The sequence below is a fragment of the Mycolicibacterium canariasense genome (assembly GCF_002101555.1).
GTDB lineage: Bacteria > Actinomycetota > Actinomycetes > Mycobacteriales > Mycobacteriaceae > Mycobacterium > Mycobacterium canariasense.
In genome coordinates, this window is sequence record NZ_LQOL01000064.1 from 102,358 (window position 1) to 109,365 (window position 7,008).

The 7,008-nt window shown below is 70.5% G+C and carries 5 protein-coding genes; all 5 read left to right on the forward strand.

The window, feature by feature from the left end:
- The first annotated feature begins 11 nt into the window (after positions 1–11).
- Complete coding sequence (gene eccCb / locus AWB94_RS23460; protein ID WP_307188183.1) at positions 12–3,578, forward strand: type VII secretion protein EccCb; 3,567 nt, start codon at positions 12–14, stop codon at positions 3,576–3,578.
- A complete protein-coding gene (locus AWB94_RS23465) occupies positions 3,575–4,711 on the forward strand; it encodes a type VII secretion-associated protein (protein WP_062658173.1) in 1,137 nt (378 codons plus the stop codon). The genes eccCb and AWB94_RS23465 overlap by 4 nt, the downstream gene beginning before the upstream one ends.
- Positions 4,712–4,780: 69 nt before the next feature.
- Positions 4,781–5,089, forward strand: a complete 309-nt coding sequence (locus tag AWB94_RS23470) for a WXG100 family type VII secretion target (protein WP_062658172.1) — start codon at positions 4,781–4,783, stop codon at positions 5,087–5,089.
- A gap of 9 nt (positions 5,090–5,098) precedes the next feature.
- Positions 5,099–5,395, forward strand: coding sequence for a WXG100 family type VII secretion target (locus AWB94_RS23475; protein WP_062658171.1), 297 nt, complete (start codon positions 5,099–5,101; stop codon positions 5,393–5,395).
- Positions 5,396–5,611: 216 nt separating this feature from the next.
- Entirely contained in the window at positions 5,612–6,853 is a 1,242-nt protein-coding gene (locus AWB94_RS23480) for a helix-turn-helix domain-containing protein (RefSeq protein ID WP_084395329.1), read from the forward strand.
- The last annotated feature ends 155 nt before the right edge of the window (positions 6,854–7,008 follow it).

A 7,008-nucleotide genomic window follows, 5' to 3' on the forward strand; every position in this document is an offset into this window, starting at 1 on the left:
CCTCCGGTGCGGTGGAGCTGCGGCGGCCGCCCGACCTGCCGACGGTCCAGCCGGTCAACCCGTTGACGCGGCTGCTGCCCGTGGTGATGCTGGTGGCGATCGGCGGGATGGCCGCCGTGTACCTGAGTTCCGGTCAGGGCACCGCACGCAATCCGATGTTCCTGCTCTTCCCGGTGATGATGCTGGCCTCGGCGATGGGCACGCTGGCACACACCTTCCGCGGCCGCACCACCGAGGTCAATGCCGCGCGGTGCGGTTACCTGCGCTACCTCGACGGCATCGTGGACGACGTAGCGGAGACCGCACGCCGACAACATGATTGGCTGCACTGGAGGCATCCCGACCCGGCGGCATTGTGGACCGTGGCCGGCGGGCCGCGGATGTGGGAGCGGCGTCCCGGCGATCCGGATTTCGGGGTGATCAGGCTCGGTCTCGGCCCCGCGCCACTGGCCACCCCGCTGATTGCCCCGGAGCCCGGCTCGACCGATGACACCGACCCGGTGACCGAGGGCGCACTGCGGGATGTGCTCCAACGGTGGGCGCTGCTCGAGGGCGTCCCGGTCACGTTCGCGGTGGGGGAGTGCGACCGGATATCGACCCACTCCGATCCGGTGGTGTCGCGGAGCGCGGTGCGCGCCATGCTCTGTCAACTCGCCACCTGGCACAGGCCGACCGACGTCCGGATCGCCGCGGTGGTACCACCCGGTGACACGCACTGGGACTGGCTGAAATGGCTGCCGCACCACCGGGATCCCCTGGTGCTCGACGGCGCCGGGCCGCGACGGCTGACCTTCACCGACCTGGCCGCCGCGCAGGGTGCCTGTGCAGCCCTCGGTGCGGTGCGAACGGTGATCGTGGTGGACGGCGTGGATGTCTCGGACACCTCGGTCGCCGCCGGCGTGACGCGGTTCGATGTCGGTGCGGCGCCTATCGCCATCACCGCCGGTTGCCGCCCGGACGAACTCGGCCCCGGGCAGGCATTGCGGTGTGCCCGGCGGATCGCCGGGCAGGCGCCCGACGGTGCGCGGAGCGCGGCGCCGGGCTGGCCCGAACTGATCGGTGTCGCATCGGGCGATTTCGATCCGGCCCAGGGGTGGCGGCCGCGGGCGGACGAGCATCGACTACGGGTACCGATCGGCTTCGCGACGGCACCTGGCGAGCGCGACGAACCCGTCACGCTCGACATCAAGGAGGCCGCGCACGGCGGCATGGGGCCGCACGGGCTGTGCATCGGCGCCACCGGTTCGGGGAAATCGGAGTTCCTGCGCACGCTGATCCTCGGTCTGATCGCCACCCATCCACCCGACGAACTCAATCTGGCGTTGATCGATTTCAAGGGTGGTGCCACCTTCCTCGGCCTGCACCGGGCCGCGCACGTGGCGGCCGTCATCACCAACCTCGCCGACGAGGCGCACCTGGTGGACCGCATGCGGGATGCGCTGACCGGTGAGATGAACCGGCGGCAGGAACTGCTGCGGGCCGCCGGCAACCTGGCCGGCGTGCACGACTACCGGCGCGCCCGGGCCGCCGGCGCCGATCTGCCGGCACTGCCGGTGTTGTTCATCGTCGTCGACGAGTTCTCCGAACTCCTCAGCCAACAACCCGATTTCGCCGATCTCTTCGTCGCCATCGGCCGGGTGGGCCGCTCGCTGGGCATGCACCTGCTGTTGGCCAGCCAGCGTTTCGACGAAGGCCGGATGCGGGGACTGGACACGCACCTGTCCTACCGGGTGTGTCTGCGCACCTTCTCGACCGGGGAATCCCGTGCGGTGCTGGGCATCCCGGATGCCTATCAGCTACCCGCCGCGCCGGGGGCGGCGTACCTGCGCACACCGACGGGCGAGACCATCCGGTTCCACACCGCGTTCGTCTCGGGTCCCCTCACCACGCCGGTGCACACACCGGCCGCCGCGGTGCGCCCGTTCACGGCGGCGCCGGTGCCGGACCGGTCGGCGCGAAATCCGGCGCGACGGTCCACGCTGCTCGACACCGTCCTGGACCGGATGGCGGGCCACGGCACGCCGGCACACCGGGTGTGGCTTCCCCCGCTGGCCGAGTCGCCGCCGCTCGGCGACCTGCTCCGCGCGCACGGCGCCGGGCCGCTGCGGGTACCCGTGGGACTGGTGGACAACCCGTTCGCCCAACGGTACGACCCCCTGCTGCTCGACCTGACCGGCGCGACCGGTCACGCCGCGGTGGTCGGTGCCACCCGCTCCGGGAAATCGACCGCGCTGTGCTCGATCGTGCTGGGACTGGCCGCCACCCACGGTCCCGGCGAGGTCCAGTGTTACCTGCTCGACTTCGGCGGTGGTGCCCTGGCACCGCTGGAGGCACTGCCGCACACCGGCGTCTACGCCGGCCGTGCCGATGCCGAACTGGCCCGGCGCGCCGTACGGCACCTGCACGATCTGCTCTGTCGGCGGGAGGCGAAACTGCCTGACGATCAGGGCGAGGTGTTCCTGGTGGTCGACGGGTGGGCCGCCATGCGCCAGGTGTGCGACGGTCTGGAGGACGCCATCACCGCGCTGGCCGCCCAGGGCCTCGCGCACGGCATCCACGTCGTCATCGCGGCGTCGCGGTGGGCCGAGTTGCGGCCGGCACTCAAGGATCAGCTCGGTACCCGCATCGAACTACGGCTCGGCGAGCCCGCCGAATCGGAGACGGATCGCAAACGCGCCCGGCTGCTCGTGGACCGCGGCCCCGGTACCTGCCTCACCCGCGACGGCCTGTTCTCGTTGATCGCGCGACCGACCCTGTTCGGCCTGGACACCGGAGCGGCTGTCCAGGCGCTGCGCGCGCGGCACGGCGATTCGGCGGCACCGCGCATCGAGGTGCTACCGACCATGCTGACCTGGCCCGACGGTGCACCCGCGGCCACCGGCCCCGGTGCCGTCCCCATCGGCATCGGGGAGAGCGCAATGCAAACGGTGGCAATCGATTTCGCGGACCACCAGCATCTCATCGTGCTCGGCGACATCGGCTGCGGGAAGACGGCCGCGCTGCGGGCGTTGTGCCTGGCCTTGACCCGCTCCGGCGGTCCCGACGACGTGCAGCTGCTCATCGTGGACTACCGGCGCGCCCTGCTCGGGGTGGTCCGATCCGCGCACCTCGCCGGCTACGCGATCTCGGCCGACGCCGTGCAGGCCCGGCTGGAGCCGGTCCTGCAGCGGTTACGCGGGCGCCGGCCCGGGATCGACGTGACACAGCAACAGTTGCGGGACCGGTCCTGGTGGTCCGGACCCGACATCTACATCGTCGTCGACGATTACGACCTGGTCGCTGCCGCCTCCGGCAACCCGCTCGGGCCGCTGCTCGAATATCTGCCGCACGCCGGGGATCTGGGCCTGCACGTCATCGTGGCCCGGCGGTCCGGTGGGGCCGCGCGGGCCCTGTTCGACCCGCTCCTGGCCGGGTTGCGAGAACTCGGTGGCGCGGGCCTGATGATGAGCGCGGGCCCGGAAGAGGGGGTGTTGCTGGGCTCCGCCCGGCCGGTTCGGCTGCCTCCCGGCCGCGCGACGCTCAGTGTCCGCGGGGCGCCGGACGAACGGGTCCAGATCGTCTGGGCGGACCCGCCATGATCGCCACGCCTGTCGTTTTCGGTCCGGCGACCGTGCGCGGTGCCTGTGCGGTGCCGGCGGAGCTGGTGGGGGCCGGGCTGGCCGCGTTGGACGACCGGCACACCGTCGTCGACGATCGGGTGGTCGAGGTGGACGCCGTACTGGGTGACATCGTGGGCACCGCCGCCGGCGACGGCCCCCGCGAGATCGTCCTGATCTGTCCCGGCTGGTGGCCGGCCGCCAGGCTGCATCGGGTCCGGGCCGCGGCCGCCGGACACTGTCCGGAAGTGGTTGTGCTGCAACGGCCGCAGGTGTACCGGCGAGCACACCCCGATGTCGAGGTGCTCATCGAGATCGCCGACGAGTTCGTCGTCGCGGGCGCTTTGACGGACGGGGCTTACACCGCGGCGCTGGTGGTCCCGCGGCAGGCCGATCCGGCGGATGCGGTGGTGTCCGGCCTCGGCGGACCGGCGTCGGTGCTCGTCGACGTGCCCACCGCGGTGGCCGGTGCGCGCACCGTCGCGACCGATATCGCCGCCCGGTTGCGCCGCGGCGGCACCGACGTTGCCATCACCGGCGACCGGCAGCTGTCCCGGGCCGCCACCGGGTGGGCCGATACCACCACGGCGGCCGGTGACTCGTCGCGCCGCATACTTCCGTGGATCGTGGCCGCCGGGCTGCTGGCGGTATCGGCAACCACGTTGGCATTGCCCGATGAACCGGACAGTGGCACAACGGTATCGGTCGTCGAAGGGCGGGTGGCGGCCAGGGTGCCGACGGGCTGGACCGTCGAACGGATCACGGCGGGAGCCGGTTCCCGCCGTGTACAAGCCGTCGAGCCGGGCGGCAACCGCGCCGTGCTCATCGTGCAGTCCCGGGCCGAAGCCGACCTGGCCGCGACGGCGGCGACGCTCGACACCGCGCTGCAGCGCCAGGATCCCGGCGTTTTCACGGCGCTGCGGACAGCGGTGGAGCGTGGCGGCCGGACCGTCATCGGTTACACCGAGACCAGAGCCGGACGGGAAATCGACTGGGCCGTCTTTCTCGACGGCGCCGTACGGATTGCCGTGGGATGTCAGAGCCCGCCCGGTCAGGCCGCGCGGATGGTGGCGGTCTGCGACGAGGTGATCCGGTCCGCGCACGGGATTTCGTGACATGGCGGGAACCTAACCGGCGTCGCCGGCGTCCAATCACAGTAAGGGCATCCAACGAGAGGACGGCAGATGGCTTCGCTCAACACCGATTTCGATCTCATGCACGCGGTCGCGGCGCAGATCGACCACCGCAACGAGGAAATCCGGACCATGCTCGCAGCGTTCATCGGCCGGATGGGTTCGGTCCCGCCGTCGGTCTGGGGTGGTGCCGCGGCGCTGCGCTTCCGCGAGGTCGTCGACCGGTGGAACGCCGAGTCGCTGGCGCTGCACACCGCCCTGGCGCGCATCGCCGACACCATTCGACTCAACGAACGCACCCTACGCGAGGCCGGTGAGAGTCACTCGCAGCAGATCGGCGCCGTCATCAACCACCTGTAAGGAGCCATCATGGACAGCACGCTTTCCTACAATTTCGACGAGATCGAGTATTCGGTGCGTCAGGACATCCACACCACCTCGGCGCGGCTGAGCGCGGCGCTGGAGGATCTGCGCGCCCAGATCGCCCCGCTGCAGCAGGTCTGGACCCGCCAGGCAGCCGAGGCCTACCGTGACGAACAATTGCGCTGGGATCAATCGGCGTCGGCACTGCAGGACATCCTCTTCCGTCTGGGCAACGCCGTGCGTGCCGGCGCGGACGAGATCGCCGCGACCGATCGGCAGGCCGCCAACGCCTGGGGGCGTTGAGGTGCAGGTGCCGACATGACAAACGTAGTCAAATGTCCTGTCCGACATGCCACTCGCGATGGGCGGAGTCCGCGACCCTTACGGGTTTGTGCCGGTCGGCACGAATTGGCGCTATGGTGTGGGATGCGGCCGAGGCAGTGAGGCGACCGGTCGTGATCGGGAGCGTGATCATTTGTGAGGACGATCAAGGGTCCGAGTGCTCGGGAGCTGCGTGCTGTGCACGAGCTTTTCGTGGCCGGCGAGGTCGATGTCACTGAGCTGGAACCCACGACGGTGCGGCCGGTCGTTGCCAAGAGCTGGCAGCGCAGCTTGGCCAAGGGGGTCGACCCGGATTTCGACCGGGCCCGGCCCGCGGCGGTGGCGTCCGGCATCGCGAAGTTGCGTGATTCGCATCCGTTGGCGCCCGCGCTCCCCGTCATTCGCCGGCTCCTCGTCGAGGACGCGATGGATGCGGGTGTCGTCGTCGCGGTGACCTCGGCCGACGGCACCCTGCTCTGGGTTGAAGGCGATCCGAAAGCCTGCCGCAGAGCCGAACAGATGAACTTCGTGCCGGGTGCCGACTGGAGCGAGCGCAGCGCCGGGACCAACGCGCCGGGCACGGCGCTGGCGCTGGACCGTGAGCTGCAGATCCGCGGGTCGGAGCATTTCTCCCGCGTCGTGCAGCCGTGGAGCTGTACCGCGACGCCGCTGCACGATCCCGGCACCGGCGCGCTGCTCGGTGCCATCGACCTGACCGGCGGTCCCCAGGCGGCGTCGTCGCAGACGTTGGCGCTGGTCAGGGCGACCGCGCTGGCGGTAGAGAGCCACCTCGCGCTGCTGCGGTTGACGGGGTGCGCGCCGGAACCGGCCACCCGCAAGCCGCACCTGGTGGTGCTGGGTTCGGACCGGCCGCGCTGGGTGACCACCGATGTGTACGGCCACCTGCGGGCCACCATGCTCACCGGCCGGCACGCCGACATCCTGGTCCTGCTCAGCCGGCACCCCGAAGGTTTGTCCGCCGATCACCTCGCCGTGCTGCTCGACGACAAGGACCTGGACGTGGTGACGGTCCGGGCCGAGATGTCCCGGTTGCGCAAGGTTATCGGTGCCGAGTACCTGGCGTCCCGGCCGTACCGGCTGCTGGCGCCCATCACCACCGATATCGGCGAGGTGTTCGACGCGCTCGATCTCGGCGACGTCGAGGCCGCGCTGAACGCCTATCACGGCCCGTTGCTGCCGCAGTCGGTGTCGCCGTCCATCGCCCGATTACGCATGCAGGTGTCCGCGAGCATGCGGGGTGCGGTGCTGGCCGAGTGTTCCCGAGGGGACATGGCGCCCCTGCGGCGTTGGCTGGAGATGCCGGAAGGGCGTGACGACCGGGAAGGGTGGGAGGCGCTGCGCAACAGCGCGTCGATCGACCCGGTGGGCCGCGCCCAGGCCGGCGGCCATCTGGCCGGACTCGATTTCGAACTCGGCTGACCGCCTGCCGGTTGCAACGGTGCTGCAACCCTGCTCTTCGTACATTGAGTGACGACCGACACACTTTCGTCGTCTCATGGCAGGAGATCAACCGTGACTGTTTATGCACGTCCGGGCGCTGAGGGCGCTTTGATGTCTTTTAAGTCTCGTTATGA